The organism is Oceanisphaera psychrotolerans (assembly GCF_001870485.1).
GTDB lineage: Bacteria > Pseudomonadota > Gammaproteobacteria > Enterobacterales > Aeromonadaceae > Oceanimonas > Oceanimonas psychrotolerans.
Map to the genome: position 1 here is coordinate 97,532 of NZ_MDKE01000011.1, position 16,171 is coordinate 113,702.

Sequence of the window (16,171 nt, forward strand, 5' to 3'; positions counted from 1 at the left end):
ATCTCACGCCGACACGCCGTGAACCCATCCATGGGGGCTCGGAAATGCCATCCATGGCATTTCACAGTCGGCTTAGAGATTTCCCCCTGTCCCTCTCTAACCGGCCGAGTTGCACTTTAAAGACTCGTAGCTTCCTTCGTTTGCTTTGATAATTTAGAGGAACAGACCATGAAGGTATTGGTAATCGGCGGTGGCGGTCGTGAACACGCCCTGGCCTGGAAAGCCGCCCAGTCTCCCAACGTCAGCCAGGTATTCGTGGCTCCCGGCAACGCCGGCACCGAGCTCGAACCCAGCCTGACCAACGTGGCCATCTCTGCCACCGACATTCAGGACCTGCTGGCTTTCGCCAAAAAAGAGCAGGTAGCGCTCACCATCGTCGGCCCCGAAGCCCCGCTGGTGGCCGGTGTGGTCGACGCCTTCGAAGCCGAAGGCATGACCATCTTCGGCCCGAGTGCGGCCGCCGCCCAGCTGGAGGGCTCCAAGGCCTTCACCAAGGATTTTCTGGCTCGCCACAAGATCCCCAGCGCCGACTATCAGAACTTCACCCAGGTGGAACCGGCGCTGGAATACCTGCGTGAAAAAGGTGCTCCCATCGTGGTCAAGGCCGACGGTCTGGCTGCCGGCAAGGGCGTAATCGTGGCCATGACGCTGGCAGAAGCCGAAGCCGCGGTACGCGACATGCTGGCCGGTAACGCCTTCGGTGACGCCGGCAGCCGGGTGGTGATCGAGGAGTTCCTCGACGGCGAAGAAGCCTCTTTCATCGTCATGGTGGACGGCGAGCATGTGCTGCCGATGGCCACCAGCCAGGATCACAAGCGCGTCGGTGACGGCGACACCGGCCCCAACACCGGCGGCATGGGCGCCTACAGCCCGGCCCCCGTGGTGACGCAGGAAATCCATGATCGCATCATGGAACAGGTGATCATGCCGACCGTACGCGGCATGGCGGAAGAAGGCCATGTCTACAAGGGCTTCCTCTACGCCGGCCTGATGATCGATGCCGCGGGCCAGCCTAAGGTAATCGAATTCAACTGCCGCTTCGGCGATCCGGAAACCCAGCCGATCATGCTGCGTCTGCAGTCCGATCTGGTGGAACTGTGTCTGGCCGGCTGCAAGGGTGAGCTGGACAAGGTCACCGCCGACTTCGATCCCCGCGCCTCCGTCGGCGTGGTACTGGCCGCCGGTGGCTATCCCGGTCACTATCGTCAGGGCGATGTCATTACCGGCATTCCCGCCGGCACCGACACCGCCAAGGTGTTCCACGCCGGCACCAAGTTCAAGGACGGCGAACTGGTGACTTCCGGCGGTCGGGTACTGTGCGCCACCGCCCTGGGCAACACCGTGACCGAGGCACAGGCCAACGCCTACGCCGCCGCGCGCCAGATCAAGTGGGAAGGCGTGTTCAGCCGCAGCGACATCGCCTACCGCGCCATCGCCCGCGAACAGCAGCAATAAGCGCCATTCGCCTGCAAACCAGAGCGGCCCTTTCGGGCCGCTTTTTTTATCACCATTCCCTGAGCCGCTGGCAGACCCTCTGAAACCCCACCCCAACAGCTGATCGCATAAAAACCGCCTACTATCTAATCAGGTGCCGTCGACGATCTGGTGCAGGCATCTACCCAGAAGCCTCCATTTACCCAGACCCCCATTGAGGAGAGTAGCGGATGTTCAACAAAGTATTGCTCGGTTTCCCCCTGATCTTCAGCCTGCAGGCGCTGGCGGCGCCGGTGCAGATGGCCGATAGCCCGGAGGGAGAAATACTGACTAACACCGTCGGCATGAGCCTGTATGTGTTTGATAAAGACAAGGCGGGTATCAGCAACTGTAACGGCACCTGCGCGGATAACTGGCCACCGCTGGCCGCCACCAGCGATGACGAAACCGATGGCGACTACGGCATCGTGATCCGGGCCGATGGCAGTTTGCAATGGAGCTACAAGGATCAGCCGTTGTATCTGTGGAAAGAAGACAAGCTGCCAGGCGACATATCGGGCGATGGCAAGTTCGATGTCTGGCATCTGGCCAAGCCTTGAGAGCCATTGGCACTCTAATAAACGCGCAATGAAAAAGAGCCCTGACGGGCTCTTTGTTACAACTGTTGTCCCAGCCAGTCGGCAAAGCCCGGCAGGGCGCCGAGGTGGGGCAACAGGGTCAGGTTGACGTCGGGATACTGTTCCCGCTTCTGCACCAGCACCGAAGGCAGGTCCTTGACCACATGCTTGCCCTCGGCCAGAAAGTAAGGAAACAGCTTGATGTCACTGGCGCCGGCGGCCACCTGCTGATCGATAGCCTGCTCCAGGGTCGGTTCGGCCAGTTCCCAGAAACCATGCCCCATCAGCTCGAAGTTTCCCGCCATGCCCGTGGTCAGGCTCCGGGCAAAGGCCGCAATTTCTTCGTTGGCCTCGGCCCGGCGACTACCGTGAGCCACCAGAATAAATCCGTTCATACTACTCCTGCTTTACGCTGTACCCGCGGCGCCTGCGCCGCCAGCACGTCCACACAATAATCCCAACTGGCAATACGGTAATGCTGAATATCCTCATCGAGATGGGTACCCTGGCTCTGCTGGTGAAACCAGGTCAGAAAGCGCGAGGGAGTGATCAGCTGGATCTGACTGTCGAGATCGGTTTCATCGTCATCCATAAAATCCAGCACATCGGCCCCTTCCAGCACCCGGTAGCCAAACAGATGATCGAACACCAGCCGATAGATAACCCTCGGTGGCGTGTCGATATCGGTGGGCATCCCCATCGACAGCACCAGTTGGCCGTTCCATACATTCTGATGCAAATCGGTCAGCATCAGCCCCGTGGCCAGGCCGCGGGCACCAGCCCACCGCGTTGCCACCTGTCGAATCGCGTTCACTGCCATCATAGCCTCCCTGAGTCGGGAACAGACTGGGTTTGCTTATAAACAGACTGGGTTTGCTTATAACCTGTGTCAGTTATAACAACCTAAGGATCAAAGGAGCAAGTACAACAGAGGAAAAAAAACCCGGCGGGGCCGGGTTTGGAAGCGGTTACTTGATGGCGTCTTTCAACGCCTTGCCGGCCACGAAGGCTGGCACATTGGCCGCTGCAATTTCAATTTCCTTGCCGGTCTGAGGGTTACGACCGGTACGGGCGGCGCGGTGATTTACCTTGAAAGTACCGAAACCAACCAGCTGAACAGGGTCACCTTCTTTCAGACTTTGGGTGATACCGTTGAGTATTTCTTCCAGGGCTGCCTTGGCCTGAGCCTTGCTCAGATCTGCTTTGGCAGCAATTGCATCGACAAGCTGAGTCTTATTCATAGGGGATCCTTTCTCACTGGGCATTAAGCGGTTACCCACTGTATTCAAATTTCAGGCTCAAGCAAAGCCTTTGTCCTGAAGCCAAATATCAAGTGCCGTTGTTTTGTGCGGAAACTGCGGAAAACTTCACATAACCGCAAGGGAAAGTGCCTGTAGCCACGGGCCACCGACGAGACAGCATAGCCGACCACCATCAGGGTCGCCAGCATTGTCGGCGCCCCTGACGACAAAATAATGGGCGCCTCGCCGTGCGGTTCGGTGCGACGACGACAGACCGTCGATGTTTCGGCCCTGGTTTCCGTTCTGGTTCAGGATTCCAGGTCCTTGATCACCACGGTGGAGTCGCAACGCCCGAAACCGTCGGCCAGCAGCCGCTCATACACCTTGTGCACATGCTCGGTCAGCGGCAGGGTCAGCCCCTGCTGTTCGGCCTCATCCAGACAGATGCCCAGATCCTTGTGCATCCACTGGGCGGCAAAGCCGAAGTCGAACTTGCCTTCGGCCATGGTCTGGGCCCGGTTCTGCAATTGCCAGCTCTGGGCGGCACCACCCGCCAGCACCTCGACCAGAGTAGGAATGTCCAGCCCGGCCTTTTTGGCGATCATCAGGCCTTCGGCAATGCCCTGTACCGCGCCGATCACGCAGATCTGGTTCACCATCTTGCAGCGCTGGCCGGCACCGACCGGGCCCAGCCGGGTCACTTTTTTGCCGTAGGGCGCCAGTACCGGGGCCGACTCGGCCACGTCCGCCTCGCTGCCCCCCACCATCACCGTCAGGGCACCATTTTCGGCACCCAGCTGGCCACCGGACACCGGCGCATCGATGAAGCGCACCCCGGCGGCATTCGCCGCCACCGCCAGCTCTTCGGCCAGTTGTGCCGAGGTGGTGGTGTGATCCACCAAAAGAGCGCCCTTCTTCATCCCGGCCAGGGCACCGTCGTCGCCGTAGACCACGGCACGCACATCGTCGTCGTTGCCCACACACAACATCACCATGTCGGCGTCGTTGGCTGCCAGGGCCGGGGTGGCTGCGCTGGTGCCGCCATGACGGGACACCCAGTCGGCCGCCTTGTCCGCATTGCGGTTATAAACACAAACCTGATGGCCGGCCTGCTGCAAATGGCCGGCTATGGGAAAGCCCATCACCCCCAGTCCGATAAATGCCAGTTTCATTATCCTTGCTCCCTATTCGCTTGAGGCTGGTTCTCGATACCGATCGCGTTTTTTCGTATTATTTTGCATTATTTTTATCGCATTATTTGTACCAATAATCGAGACCAACTGCACCCCTATCCTCCAGACGTAAAAAAGGGAACGCCACGGCGTTCCCTTCTTGTCTTGCCGGACCCGGTTATCGTCAGAACGTCAGACCAGGTGACAATGTTGCCGGCATGCTGACCTTGTCATCTTCCACCGAGGCCACGGGATAGGCGCAGTAATCGGCGGCGTAGTAGGCACTGGCACGATGGTTGCCGCTTTCCCCGATGCCACCGAAGGGCGCCGCGCTGGAGGCGCCGGTGATCGGCTTGTTCCAGTTGACGATGCCGGCCCGGATGCGACGGTAGAAATAGTCCCAGTCATCGGCACTGTCGGACAGCAAACCGGCCGAGAGTCCGTAACGGGTGTTGTTGGCGATGGCCAGCGCCTCGGACAGCTCACCATAACGGATCACCTGCAGCAGCGGGCCGAAGTATTCTTCGTCTGGCAGTTCGGCAATGGCGGTCACGTCGATGATGCCCGGCGATACCAGACCGGTGCCGGCCTGCAGGGATTTAAGCATCAGTAACGACTTGCCACCCAGCGCCAGCAGATGTGCCTGGGCGGCCACCATCGACTTGGCTGCCTGCGCCGAGATCATCGAGCCCATGAAGGGCTGGGGGTCGGCGTCGTACTGGCCGACCTTGATGACCCTGGTCACTTCCAGCAGCCGTGCCAGAATACGATCGCCGGCTTCGCCTGTCGGCAGCAGCAAACGGCGGGAACAGGTGCAACGCTGACCGGAGGTAATGAAGGCAGACTGCACTATGGTGTGCACCGCCGCATCCACGTCTTCCACCTCGGTCACTACCAGCGGGTTGTTGCCGCCCATTTCCAGCGCCAGGATCTTGCCGGGCTGGCCGGAGAACTGGTTGTGCAGCAGGTTGCCGGTGCGCGACGAGCCGGTGAAGAAAAGGCCATCGATGCCCGGATGTGCCGCCAGCGCCTTGCCGGTCGTCACCTCTCCCTGCACCAGGTTCAGCACCCCGGCAGGCAGGCCGGCCTGTTCCCACAATCTGACCATTTCCTGGGCCACCATGGGGGTCAGCTCGGACGGCTTGAACACCACGGTATTGCCGGCGATCAGCGCCGGTACTATGTGGCCGTTAGGCAGATGGCCGGGGAAGTTGTAGGGACCGAACACCGCCACCACGCCATGAGGCTTGTGGCGGACGAAGGCGCGGGCACCGGGCATCGGGTTCTCTACGGTGCCGGTACGCTCGAAATAGGCCTTTTCGGAAATGCCGACCTTGCCGACCATGGCCGCCGCCTCGGTCAGGGTTTCCCACTGGGGCTTGCCGGTTTCCCGGGCGATAATGCGGGCCAGAGTGTCCTTGTGCTCGGTCAGCAGCTCGGCATAACGCTTGGCAATGGCCAGCCGTTCCTCAACCCGGGTGTCGGCCCAGGCTACCGCCGCTGCACGCGCCGCGCCAATGGCAGCGTCCACCTGCTCGGCACTTGCCGCCGCCCCGCGCCAGATTTCTTCATTTCTGGCCGGATCCAGTGATACGAAGACGTCGCCTTCCCCTGCCAGCCACTGGCCATTAATGTATTGAACTGCTTCTGAATATTGCACTGCTTCAGTCATCGCCTTACATCTCCACTAGCCGGACGCTATCGCCGTCTTCTACCTTGAGCAAGCGGGCGACCTCTTCGGTCATCACCGCCTGGGCTTTTTCTTCATTAACTGCCACATTGCCGATCAGGGCACGAAAGCCATCGAATCGGGTATTACTGATCAGGTGCTTGCCGGCGTCCACCGGCTCACCAATATGTACCTTGAGCTGACGGCTGTTACGCACGGTGCGGATCTGCTTGATATCGCATTCCACGCTGGGGCCGGCGTCAAAGATGTCGACATAACCACGCCAGGAAAACCCCTCTTCTTCCAGCAGGCGCAGCGCAGGCCGGGTCTTGTCGTGAGTCTTGCCGATCACGGCTCTCGCTTCTTTCGACAGCAGATTGACGTAGATCGGGTATTTTGGCATCAGATCGGCGATAAAGCCTTCTGGCCGATACCGGTCAGGTAATCCACCGTCGGGAAGTCCATGGAGAAAAAGTGCTCTTGCAACCAGCTCCAGAAAGGGCTGCTGCCACTGTCGTCGGACACGCCGCGCATTTCCGCCAGGATCCGGTTATCGAACAGCTCGGAAAACTCGGCCAGAAACAGGAAGCGGCACTTGGACAGCAACCGGCCATTCAGGCCTTTACGCGCCGACTCCCGCAAAAACAGGGTGCAGAGCTCGCTGACACCGGTGTAGTCGTTGGTCAGGGTCAGGGTCTCGACCACGTTGTAGATACCCAGTTTGGGTGAGCTATGTACCTGCTTGCCCAGTAAATAGGTATAGAAGGGAGAAGACAGGCCCACGGCTGCATCCAGGGCGGTGGTGCCCAGCACCTCGCCGGTATCGCTGTCTTCTGCCACAAAGAAATACAGGCACTCTCCCTTGCCTGCCGGTTTGCTGGCAAAAGAGGCAATGGAGTGATCAATCTTGTTTTGCAACAGTTCATCGTTAACCGGCAGCGAGGTAAAACCGTGCCCGGACTCAATGGCGATCTGCTTGAGGGTGGGGAAATCTCTCTGCTCGATGGGGCGAATCACCAACATGCAGAACTCCTTATTACAAAATTGGCGACCAGAGCGAGGCAACCCTGCCCCGCTCTGAATTCCTGTCGCCGGAATAATTTATCCGTTAACAACCCGGGCCACGGCGCGCTCGAAGCGAGCCAGACCTTCAGCCACTTCTTCCTTGGTGATGACCAGAGAAGGAGCGAAACGAACCACATTGGCACCGGCTACCAGTACCATCAGCTGCTCTTCCATCGAAGCCAGCAGGAAGTCACGGGCACGACCGTTGAATTTCTCGTTCAGCACACAGCCCAGCAACAACCCCTTGCCCCGAATTTGCTCGAAGCAGTGGTATTTGGCGTTGATGGCTTCCAGTCCTTCCCGGTACCAGGCTTCACGCTCTTTCACCCCGTTCAACACCGCATCGGTGTTGACGGTGTCGAACGCCGCCTCGGCCACCGCACAGGCCAGCGGGTTGCCGCCATAGGTTGAACCATGGGTACCCACCTTGAGCGAAGCGGCAATCTTGTCGGTAGTGAGCATGGCCCCGATGGGGAAACCGCCGCCCAGCGCCTTGGCACTGGTCAGAATATCGGGGGTCACGCCCAGATCCATGTAGGCATAGAGGCGCCGGTGCGGCCCACGCCGGTCTGTACTTCGTCGAATACCAGCAGCGCATTGTGCTGATCGCACAGCTCGCGCACGGCCTTCACAAAATCCGGCTCCGGACTGATGATGCCGCCTTCACCCTGCAGTGGCTCCATCACCACGGCACAGGTACGGTCGGACATCATGGCCTTGAGCGCGTCCAGATCGTTGTATTCCACATGGTCTACATCGGCCGGCTTGGGACCGAAACCGTCGGAATAGGCGGCCTGGCCACCGACGGTGACGGTAAAGAAGGTACGACCGTGAAAGCCCTGCTTAAAGGCGATGATCTGGGTCTTGTCCGCGCCAAAATGATCGATGGCATAACGACGGGCCAGCTTCAGCGCGGCTTCGTTGGCTTCGGCGCCAGAGTTACAGAAGTACACCTTGTCGGCGAAGGTGGCGTCGACCAGCTTCTTGGCCAGACGCAGCGCCGGCTCGTTGGTCAGAACGTTGCTCAGATGCCAGAGCTTTTCACCCTGTTCTTTCAGTGCGGAAACCAGAGCCGGATGGCAATGGCCCAGACAGTTGACCGCAATGCCGCCGGCAAAATCGATGTATTCGCGGTTCTGCTGATCCCATACCCGGGCGCCCTGACCCCGTACCGGGATCACCTCGGCGGGGGCATAGTTGGGGACCATGACCTGGTCGAATAATTCGCGGGTGACTGCCATATCAGACATGCTTTGCTCCTCCAGATACCGCAGCTTGCTCTGCGGCAAAAGTTAAATCCATGTAAATTCACAAGCATTATTGCAAACCATTGGTGACTTGTCTCTACAAAACGCGAACATATTAGTCATTTATTCGGTTAATAAGAAAAATATAGTCATTGATATTGCATAAGCTCGCACCAAGAACGTCAATCCCGGTGGTAAAGACCGACCGGAGATGCATAAAAGGGCATCCGAAAAAAAATTTCGAAGACTGCCCGGAACAGCGAAAAAAACCATTATTCCCGGGATTCAACACGCTGACGAACGAAAAACACTGATACCCCAGATAAGTAAAACTAATACCTGGGGTGACCAGTAGAATTTCTAATACGCCGGTCAGAGTATAAAAGGAAGGCTTAAATCAATTCGAGAAAGTTTTGCAGCAGGCGGTGGCCACCTTCGGTAAGAATGCTTTCGGGATGGAACTGCACGCTGTGCAAGGGCAGGGTTCGATGGCACATACCCATGATCTCGTCCCGTGCACCGTTGTCGAGTTCGGTCCAGGCGGTGAGTTCGAAACAATCCGGCAGGCTCTGTGCCTCGACCACCAGCGAATGATAGCGGGTCACGGTAAGCGGGTCCGGCAGCCCGGTAAACAGGCCCTGTCCGGTATGGCGAATGGCCGAGGTCTTGCCGTGCATCACCTGCCGTGCCCGCACCACCTGGCCACCGAAGGCCTGGGCGATGGCCTGATGACCGAGACAAACCCCGAGGATCGGCAACCGCCCGGCAAAATGGTTGATCGCCGCCAGCGAGATCCCCGCCTCATTGGGGGTGCAGGGGCCGGGGGAAATCACCAGCCCGGCCGGCTGTAACAGGTCGATCTCATCCAGGGTGATGTCATCGTTACGGCGCACCACCACCTCCTGCCCCAGCTCACCAAAATACTGCACCAGGTTGTAGGTAAAGGAGTCGTAGTTATCGATCATAAGTAGCATGTTTGGCTATCCACTTGATGTTATTGCTGATGAATTACTGGTTACTGTCTGGATACCCGCACCGATACTCCCGTTTTATTCCGATTCCCAGGCTCATGACCCGAACAGCTCATGCGGAGCCGCATTTTCGCATGTAACGCGTTGACGTTAAACCTTGGGACCGCTGCCCATGGCAAGCACGGTGTCGAGCATGGTTTCCCTGTGATCGGGCCGACACGGTATCGATGAGCGCGCCGGTGTATGGCAAGTCCCGAATTCACCTCGCCCGCTGAAATGACAATAAGCTCGCAAGCCTCCAAACGGTACTTTTACCTGCAGGTTCAAGCCCGGAGTCGCTGAACAACGCCCCCGGTATGGCACTGGCACCCCGACCGCAGTGCGTATAAACCGAGATTATACATAGCATTAAATATATAAAATTGACGCATAATTGAAATTAAATGAAGCTGGAGTTCAAGGGAATGCAAGCACGATATATTCAGGGATTTTGACATGATGTCACTCCAGAACCTCATACCATTGTTGACCACCACTCGACGACAATCTGAATCGCTCGATTTATTGGTCGCCGCAATAGCGTCTGCCGACGTCTGGCCAGAAATCCGCCACGAAGACCAGGCAGGGAAAGACACCGCTGGCATCGTGCATATCGCGATCAAAGCCAGTAAATCATCAAGGCCTTCCGCCCAGGCTATCTTCACCGGTAACAACATTCCGGCCATTCAAGAATGCGCATGGCCATCATTCTTTCCTCGCCATGACTTGAAATTCGGCAAACCATTTTTCTGACCAGAGGCACCTGAACTCCATCGACCCGAATAAGGGTAAAAAGAACGCTTAAACGGACGTAACGACGCCCGTCGGGCAACTGCGTCTGTGACCTCTGCAAACATAGCGATATCAAATAGACCCGAGCCCCGCTCCACACCGCGAAGGATTTTTAACCATGACCACAAAAGCCATGACCGCCGAGTTACTTAATATGTTGCTGCAGGTGGAAACCGCCACCCTTGGCCATGTGATTAGCGAGGGTTTTATGACCCCGGCGATGCAGTGCGCCACTTCCGAACAACGTTGCTGTGGCCCGGCACTGACCGTATCGCTGCCGGAGGATGACGGCTACAGCCTGCCGCTGGCACTGCAACAGGCCAGTCCCGGGGACGTACTGGTGATCGAGCGGCTGAACGATGCTCGCCACGCCTGCTGGGGGGCAGTAATGACCGAAGCCGCCCTGCAAGCCGGGATCAGCGCCGTCGTTCTGGACGGCTACATCACCGATATCGGTGCCATTCGCGCAGCCGGACTGCCGGTATGGTGTAAGGGCCGCTCCCCGCTCACCACCAAGTCAGGCAAAACCGGCGGCAACGTCAACCAGGCGGTGACCTGCGACGGGGTACGGGTAACGCCGGGCGATATCGTACTGGCCGATGAGAACGGCGTGATGATCCTGCCAGCCTGGCAGGCCGAAGCGCTGGCCCGCCAAGCCTTGGCGATCCAGGCGCAGGAGCCCTTGATTATCGAAAGAATACACAACGGCGAGTCTCTCGCCACGATTTACTACAGCCAACACTGAGTTGCCGGCAACCTGATCTCAGGGTGATCGCCACCTGTCGACCTACAAACGGAGTGTAAACATGAAACTGGAACGTTCGATTCTGTCTACAGTATTGGGAGCCACACTGGCTTGTTCATCCCTCTATGCCTTGCCCGCCTTGGCCGACAAGGCTAATGACACCCTTAATGTAGCTTTCGCCGCTGAGCCGGAAGCGCTGGATACCTACAAAATTGCGGGCCGCGAAGGGCTGATCCTGGCGCGGCATATCTACGACGGTCTGCTTTACAAGGATCTGGATAGCGGAGAATTCAAGCCTGCCCTGGCCGAGTCCTGGCAATTCATCGACCCGATGACCATCGAGTTCAAGCTGCGCCATGGTGTCAAGTTTCACAACGGCGCGGACTTCTCCGCCGATGACGTGGTCACCACCCTCAATACCGTCATCAAACCCGATTACGGTACCCGTTACCAGATTTCGGTTGACTGGATCGACCATGTGGAAAAGCTCGACGACTATAGCGTACGTATTCATATGGCCAAGCCCTTTGCCGGCGCCGTAGAGATGCTGGCCGATGCTCTGCCCATTTATCCCCACGCATATTTTGTCGAAAAAGGCTCGGCCGGCATGTCGGCGATGCCGGTTGGCACCGGCCCTTACCGACTGGTAGAACAAACACCCGGTGTGCGGTACGTACTGGAGCGCTTCGAGCAGCATTACTCTGACAGCCCCAAGGGTCAGCCGGCCATCAAGCACATCGTGGCCCGCACCATCCCGGAAATGAATACCCAGTACGCCGAGCTGATGTCCGGCAAACTGGACTGGATCTGGCGCATTCCGCCGGATCAGGCTGCGCAGCTGGAACGCCGGGTGAAGGTCGTCAATGCACCCATTATGCGCATCTCTTATGTGAACTTCGCCAGTTCGGCCAACAACAGCGCTTCCCCCATCAGCAACCCGCTGGTGCGCAAAGCCATTATTCATGCGGTCAACCGCGAGCAGATTGCCAGGGTATTTGGTGGTGAGGCCTCGGCCGTACTCAACTCTGCCTGCAACCCCGTCCAATTCGGTTGCGAACAGGACGTGGCCCGCTATGAATACGATCCCGAACAGGCCAGAGCCTTGCTGAAAGAGGCTGGATACCCCGAAGGCTTCGAGCTGGATATGACCTTTGCCGCCATGCCTCGCCCGGTGGCTGAAGTCATCGCCGCCGAGCTGGACAAGGTGGGGATCCGACTCAAACTGAACGAAAACCAGTACGCCGCGGCAGTGCAGAAATGGCGCGAAGGCTCGGTTCCTGCACTGTTCTCCAACTGGGGCAGCTACGGTATTGGCGATGTGGCGTTCATCCTGTCCAACTTCTTCGGTGGAGGCGAGGATGATCAGATTAACGATCCGGAAGTCGCCGCCCTGCTGCAAGCGGCCGATACCGCCAACGACCGTGAACTGCGCCAGTCCAACTACAGCCAGGCGCTGAAGAAGATCGCCGACGAAGCCTACTGGATGCCAATGTACAACTTCAATATCAACTACGGCTTGTCTGCCGATCTGAACTTTACCCCTCACCCCGACGAGTTTGCCCGCTGGTGGTTAGCCAGCTGGAAGTAAGGAAATAGGAGTGCGGTCGGCTGCGGCCGTACTCCCTGCGTCAGTCCAAAGTGAGTACATCCTATGTTGAGATTTCTACTGAGACGGCTGCTGGTCGCCCTGCTGGTCGCCCTGGCCGTTTCCTCCATCAGCTTTTCGCTGGCGTACCTGTCCGGCGATCCGGCCATTGCCATTGCCGGTGCCGGCGGCAGTGCCAAGGATGCCGCACTGATCCGCGAACTCTACGGTTTTGATCGTCCCATTGTTGTGCAATATGCCGACTGGATAGTACAGGCCCTGCAAGGCAATCTGGGAACCAGCTACTACTTCAGCATGCCGGTCAGCCAGATTATCGCCGAACGCATTCCGGTCACCCTACTGCTCGGCACCGCCTCCTTCATCGTGGCGATGCTGCTCGCTCTGCCGCTGGGAATTATCGCGGCCCTGAAACCCAATGGCCTGCTCGATCGCATTGCCCTGTTGATCGCCGTGTCCGGCCAGGCCATACCCAGTTTCTGGCTGGGGCTGATCCTGATTGTGGTGTTCGGTGTCTGGCTGGATCTGGTGCCCATTTCCGGCGCCGACAGCTGGACCGGCTTTATCCTGCCGGTCGTGGTGCTGAGTTACTATGCACTGCCGGCGCTGATGCGACTGATGCGCGCCAGCATGATCGACGTGCTTCAGGCCAATTATATCCGCACTGCCCGCTCCAAGGGGCTGGGCACAACGACGGTTATTCTGGGTCATGCGCTACGCAACGCCGTGCTGCCTCTGGTATCGGTCGCGGCGGTACAACTGGGGATATTGCTGTCCGGATCCATCGTGATTGAAAGCGTATTTGCCCTCAACGGCCTGGGACGGCTGGCCTGGGAATCCCTGCTGCGCAGTGATCTGGCTGTGGTCCAGGGCATCATCCTGATCCTGTCACTGGTCTATGTGCTGCTCACCACTCTGGCCGATCTGATCAATGCCTGGCTCGACCCACGAATTCGGGAGGCCTGATGATGACAACTCCGAAAATGCTTACTCTGAATACATCCGTTGACACCCCGTCACAACGCCGGCACTGGCTGACACGCTGGAAACAAAGCAGCATCCTGATCGGCGGCGGTATTCTGCTGTTGCTGGTACTGATCGCCCTGTTTGCACCCTTGCTGGCACCCTATGAGCCGACGCTGCAGAATCTGGAGCACCGTTTCTCCCTGCCGTTCTGGATGGAAGGGGCTGATCCGGCTCATCTGCTCGGTACCGATCATCTGGGACGCGACTATCTGTCACGGCTGATTTACGGCGCCCGGATTTCGCTGGGCATCGGTTGCAGCGTGGTGGTGGTGGCTGCGGTCATCGGTACCAGCCTGGGGCTGCTGGCCGGCTACTTCGGCGGCCGGGTGGATATGCTGATCAGTTTCCTGATCACCACCCGGTTATCACTGCCCATCGTACTGGTTGCGTTGGCGGCGGTAGCTCTCAAGGGGGCCTCGCTCACCACCCTGGTCACGGTGCTGAGTCTGCTGGTCTGGGATCAATTTGCCATTGTCGCCCGCACCGGCAGCCAGACAATTCGCGAACAGGAATATATCCGGGCGGCCCGGGCAACCGGCGCCTCGCACCTGCGCATCATGCTGCGTGAAATCCTGCCCAATCTGCGCAGCACCCTGATAGTGATCGCCACCCTGGAAATGGCCAATGTCATTCTATTGGAGTCGGCACTGTCATTTCTGGGCCTGGGTGTCCGCCCACCCACTCCCTCCTGGGGCCTGATGATTGCCGAGGGTCGCGACAGCATACTGTTTGATTCCTGGCTGATCGCCCTGCCCGGCGGCGCACTCTGCCTGCTGGTGCTGGCGGTCAATCTGTTTGGCGACGGTTTGAGAGATATTACCGGTAAGGAGGCTAAACGATGAAAACCGTGCTTGAGGTCGAGGAGCTGACCGTCGATATTCCCACCGAGCAGGGCGAGGTACACGCCGTGAAAGGGGTCAGCTTCAATCTGAACGAGGGAGAAACCCTCTGCCTGGTCGGCGAATCCGGCAGCGGCAAGTCGATGACCGCCCTGTCGATAATCGGGCTGCAAACGCCCAAGGCCAGGATTGGGGCCAAGCGGCTGACTTTGCTGGGCAAACCGTTGCATACCCTGTCTCAGCGCCAGCTCGATCAGATCCGCGGCAAGGACATCGCCATTATCTTTCAGGATCCGATGACGGCCCTGAACCCGACCCTGACCATTGAACGGCAAATGATCGAAGGCATGATGCGTCATGAAGGCGTCAACCGGCGTACCGCCCGGGAGCGGGCCATAGACCTGCTCAACAAGGTCGGCATCCCCCAAGCGGCGGAACGGCTGTACCAGTATCCCCACCAGTTTTCCGGGGGCCAGCGCCAGCGCATCATGATCGCCATGGCACTGATGGGTAAACCATCGCTGCTCATCGCCGACGAGCCTACCACCGCCCTCGATGTGACCATACAGGCACAAATCCTGGAACTGATCCGCTCGCTGAGCCAGCAGCTTAATTTTTCGCTGCTGATGATTACCCATGACTTCGGCGTGGTGTCGGCGATGGCCGACAAGGTCTGCGTCATGTATCAGGGTGAAATCGTTGAGTCGGGAACGGCCCGGGAAGTACTTGAACACCCCCGACATCCCTATACCCAGGGGCTGATTGCCTGCATTCCGGTCCCCGGCCGTACAGCACCGGGCTCCCGGCTGCCGGTGATTGAGCACCCCCTGTTATTGAAGGAGCAGCCATGATGTCCCGGCAAACCCCGGATCCGATACTCGACATCCGCCATGTCAGCCGTACCTACACGATTTCTGGCGGACTGCTGAAACCGGCCCGCCGCGTACGGGCACTGCAGGATGTTTCCATCCGCCTCGAACGCGGACAAACCCTCGGGCTGGTCGGTGAGTCCGGCTGCGGCAAAAGTACTCTGGCCAGCATCATGCTCGGCCTGAACCGGCCCGACAACGGCGAGGTGCTGATCAATGACCAGCCGGTGCTGTCCCTGGGCAGGCTTGAACGATCACGGTTGATACAGCCGGTTTTTCAGGATCCCTATTCCTCCCTGAATCCTTCGTTCAGCGTGTTTGATACCCTGATGCAGCCACTGTGCATTCACCATCTCCATGCCGGCGAGCGTGCTCAAAAGGTATTGAGCATGCTCGACAAGGTCGGCTTTCCCCGACGTCTGGCCAATGCCTATCCCGGTGAATTATCGGGCGGACAATGCCAGCGCGTCGCCATTGCCCGGGCCCTGATCCTGAATCCACCGCTGCTGATCTGCGATGAACCAACCAGTGCCCTCGACGTCTCTGTGCAGGCTCAGGTGATCAATCTGCTGCTGGAACTGAAGCAGGAGTTCCGGCTGTCGATGGTGTTTATCAGCCACAACCTTGCGGTGGTCGAGCACCTTGCCGACAAGGTGTGTGTGATGTATCAGGGGCAGGTCGTCGAGCAGGCCTCCCGCCAGGCACTGTTCGCCGCTCCCGGACATGAGTACACCCGAAAGCTATTGTCCGCCACCCTGCTGCCGGTATCCGGAGCCAGGGTGTAGTACCGAGTATTGTCATGATCGTGCCGGCCGCTGCATCGGGCCGGTCACTTCCCTCCG

The 16,171-nt window shown here is 58.6% G+C and carries 15 protein-coding genes and 2 pseudogenes; 9 read left to right on the plus strand and 8 right to left on the minus strand.

The window, feature by feature from the left end; all coding sequences use genetic code 11:
* Nucleotides 1-168 precede the first annotated feature (168 nt).
* On the plus strand, nt 169-1,455 hold the full coding sequence (gene purD, locus BFR47_RS04645) for a phosphoribosylamine--glycine ligase (RefSeq protein WP_071471983.1): 1,287 nt from the start codon (nt 169-171) through the stop codon (nt 1,453-1,455).
* 209 nt (nt 1,456-1,664) lie between these two features.
* A complete protein-coding gene (locus BFR47_RS04650) occupies nt 1,665-2,033 on the plus strand; it encodes a COG4315 family predicted lipoprotein (RefSeq protein ID WP_071471984.1) in 369 nt (122 codons plus the stop codon).
* Nucleotides 2,034-2,089: 56 nt separating this feature from the next.
* Here BFR47_RS04650 and BFR47_RS04655 read toward each other — a convergent pair whose 3' ends face one another.
* The 8 genes and pseudogenes from BFR47_RS04655 to BFR47_RS04690 form a co-directional block, all read right to left on the minus strand.
* Nucleotides 2,090-2,446 carry a sirohydrochlorin chelatase gene (locus BFR47_RS04655; protein WP_071471985.1) on the minus strand — a complete coding sequence of 119 codons (357 nt, stop codon included), beginning with the start codon at nt 2,444-2,446 and terminating at the stop codon, nt 2,090-2,092.
* Nucleotides 2,443-2,871, minus strand: a complete 429-nt coding sequence (locus BFR47_RS04660; protein ID WP_139215108.1) for a hypothetical protein — start codon at nt 2,869-2,871, stop codon at nt 2,443-2,445. The genes BFR47_RS04655 and BFR47_RS04660 overlap by 4 nt, the downstream gene beginning before the upstream one ends.
* A 148-nt stretch (nt 2,872-3,019) precedes the next feature.
* The gene (gene hupA, locus BFR47_RS04665; protein WP_071471987.1) at nt 3,020-3,292 is read right to left on the minus strand and encodes a nucleoid-associated protein HU-alpha; all 273 of its coding nucleotides are present in this window, start codon (nt 3,290-3,292) and stop codon (nt 3,020-3,022) included.
* Nucleotides 3,293-3,600: 308 nt separating this feature from the next.
* On the minus strand, nt 3,601-4,464 hold the full coding sequence (locus BFR47_RS04670; protein WP_071471988.1) for an NAD(P)-dependent oxidoreductase: 864 nt from the start codon (nt 4,462-4,464) through the stop codon (nt 3,601-3,603).
* 184 nt (nt 4,465-4,648) lie between these two features.
* Nucleotides 4,649-6,136: a succinylglutamate-semialdehyde dehydrogenase gene (gene astD / locus BFR47_RS04675; RefSeq protein ID WP_071471989.1), complete on the minus strand. Its 1,488-nt coding sequence runs from the start codon at nt 6,134-6,136 to the stop codon at nt 4,649-4,651.
* A 4-nt stretch (nt 6,137-6,140) separates the two neighbouring features.
* A pseudogene (gene astA / locus BFR47_RS19280) lies at nt 6,141-7,156 on the minus strand (arginine N-succinyltransferase).
* Nucleotides 7,157-7,234: 78 nt separating this feature from the next.
* Nucleotides 7,235-8,448: pseudogene (locus BFR47_RS04685) on the minus strand (aspartate aminotransferase family protein).
* 389 nt (nt 8,449-8,837) lie between these two features.
* Complete coding sequence (locus BFR47_RS04690; protein WP_071471990.1) at nt 8,838-9,419, minus strand: aminodeoxychorismate/anthranilate synthase component II; 582 nt, start codon at nt 9,417-9,419, stop codon at nt 8,838-8,840.
* Between the two features lie 492 nt (nt 9,420-9,911).
* Here BFR47_RS04690 and BFR47_RS04695 point away from each other — a divergent pair, with 492 nt between their 5' ends.
* The 7 genes from BFR47_RS04695 to BFR47_RS04725 all read left to right on the plus strand — a co-directional run bounded on the left by BFR47_RS04695 (nt 9,912) and on the right by BFR47_RS04725 (nt 16,114).
* Nucleotides 9,912-10,208, plus strand: a complete 297-nt coding sequence (locus BFR47_RS04695; RefSeq protein ID WP_071471991.1) for a hypothetical protein — start codon at nt 9,912-9,914, stop codon at nt 10,206-10,208.
* A 157-nt stretch (nt 10,209-10,365) separates the two neighbouring features.
* The gene (locus tag BFR47_RS04700) at nt 10,366-10,992 is read left to right on the plus strand and encodes an RraA family protein (RefSeq protein WP_071471992.1); all 627 of its coding nucleotides are present in this window, start codon (nt 10,366-10,368) and stop codon (nt 10,990-10,992) included.
* 61 nt (nt 10,993-11,053) lie between these two features.
* On the plus strand, nt 11,054-12,580 hold the full coding sequence (locus tag BFR47_RS04705) for an ABC transporter substrate-binding protein (protein WP_071471993.1): 1,527 nt from the start codon (nt 11,054-11,056) through the stop codon (nt 12,578-12,580).
* A gap of 63 nt (nt 12,581-12,643) precedes the next feature.
* The gene (locus tag BFR47_RS04710) at nt 12,644-13,561 is read left to right on the plus strand and encodes an ABC transporter permease (protein ID WP_071471994.1); all 918 of its coding nucleotides are present in this window, start codon (nt 12,644-12,646) and stop codon (nt 13,559-13,561) included.
* Nucleotides 13,561-14,463 carry an ABC transporter permease gene (locus tag BFR47_RS04715; protein WP_217645445.1) on the plus strand — a complete coding sequence of 301 codons (903 nt, stop codon included), beginning with the start codon at nt 13,561-13,563 and terminating at the stop codon, nt 14,461-14,463. Before BFR47_RS04710 ends, BFR47_RS04715 begins: the two co-directional genes overlap by 1 nt.
* A complete protein-coding gene (locus BFR47_RS04720; RefSeq protein ID WP_071471995.1) occupies nt 14,460-15,311 on the plus strand; it encodes an ABC transporter ATP-binding protein in 852 nt (283 codons plus the stop codon). The genes BFR47_RS04715 and BFR47_RS04720 overlap by 4 nt, the downstream gene beginning before the upstream one ends.
* On the plus strand, nt 15,308-16,114 hold the full coding sequence (locus BFR47_RS04725) for an ABC transporter ATP-binding protein (RefSeq protein ID WP_217645446.1): 807 nt from the start codon (nt 15,308-15,310) through the stop codon (nt 16,112-16,114). The genes BFR47_RS04720 and BFR47_RS04725 overlap by 4 nt, the downstream gene beginning before the upstream one ends.
* Nucleotides 16,115-16,171 lie beyond the last annotated feature (57 nt).

Bases quoted from the DNA above. Each gene is read 5' to 3' on its own strand.
- purD (WP_071471983.1), top strand. From the start codon at position 169: ATGAAGGTATTGGTAATCGGCGGTGGCGGTCGTGAACACGCCCTGGCC.
- BFR47_RS04650 (WP_071471984.1), top strand. From the start codon at position 1,665: ATGTTCAACAAAGTATTGCTCGGTTTCCCCCTGATCTTCAGCCTGCAG.
- BFR47_RS04655 (WP_071471985.1), bottom strand. From the start codon at position 2,446: ATGAACGGATTTATTCTGGTGGCTCACGGTAGTCGCCGGGCCGAGGCC.
- BFR47_RS04660 (WP_139215108.1), bottom strand. From the start codon at position 2,871: ATGGCAGTGAACGCGATTCGACAGGTGGCAACGCGGTGGGCTGGTGCC.
- hupA (WP_071471987.1), bottom strand. From the start codon at position 3,292: ATGAATAAGACTCAGCTTGTCGATGCAATTGCTGCCAAAGCAGATCTG.
- BFR47_RS04670 (WP_071471988.1), bottom strand. From the start codon at position 4,464: ATGAAACTGGCATTTATCGGACTGGGGGTGATGGGCTTTCCCATAGCC.
- astD (WP_071471989.1), bottom strand. From the start codon at position 6,136: ATGACTGAAGCAGTGCAATATTCAGAAGCAGTTCAATACATTAATGGC.
- BFR47_RS04690 (WP_071471990.1), bottom strand. From the start codon at position 9,419: ATGCTACTTATGATCGATAACTACGACTCCTTTACCTACAACCTGGTG.
- BFR47_RS04695 (WP_071471991.1), top strand. From the start codon at position 9,912: ATGATGTCACTCCAGAACCTCATACCATTGTTGACCACCACTCGACGA.
- BFR47_RS04700 (WP_071471992.1), top strand. From the start codon at position 10,366: ATGACCACAAAAGCCATGACCGCCGAGTTACTTAATATGTTGCTGCAG.
- BFR47_RS04705 (WP_071471993.1), top strand. From the start codon at position 11,054: ATGAAACTGGAACGTTCGATTCTGTCTACAGTATTGGGAGCCACACTG.
- BFR47_RS04710 (WP_071471994.1), top strand. From the start codon at position 12,644: ATGTTGAGATTTCTACTGAGACGGCTGCTGGTCGCCCTGCTGGTCGCC.
- BFR47_RS04715 (WP_217645445.1), top strand. From the start codon at position 13,561: ATGATGACAACTCCGAAAATGCTTACTCTGAATACATCCGTTGACACC.
- BFR47_RS04720 (WP_071471995.1), top strand. From the start codon at position 14,460: ATGAAAACCGTGCTTGAGGTCGAGGAGCTGACCGTCGATATTCCCACC.
- BFR47_RS04725 (WP_217645446.1), top strand. From the start codon at position 15,308: ATGATGTCCCGGCAAACCCCGGATCCGATACTCGACATCCGCCATGTC.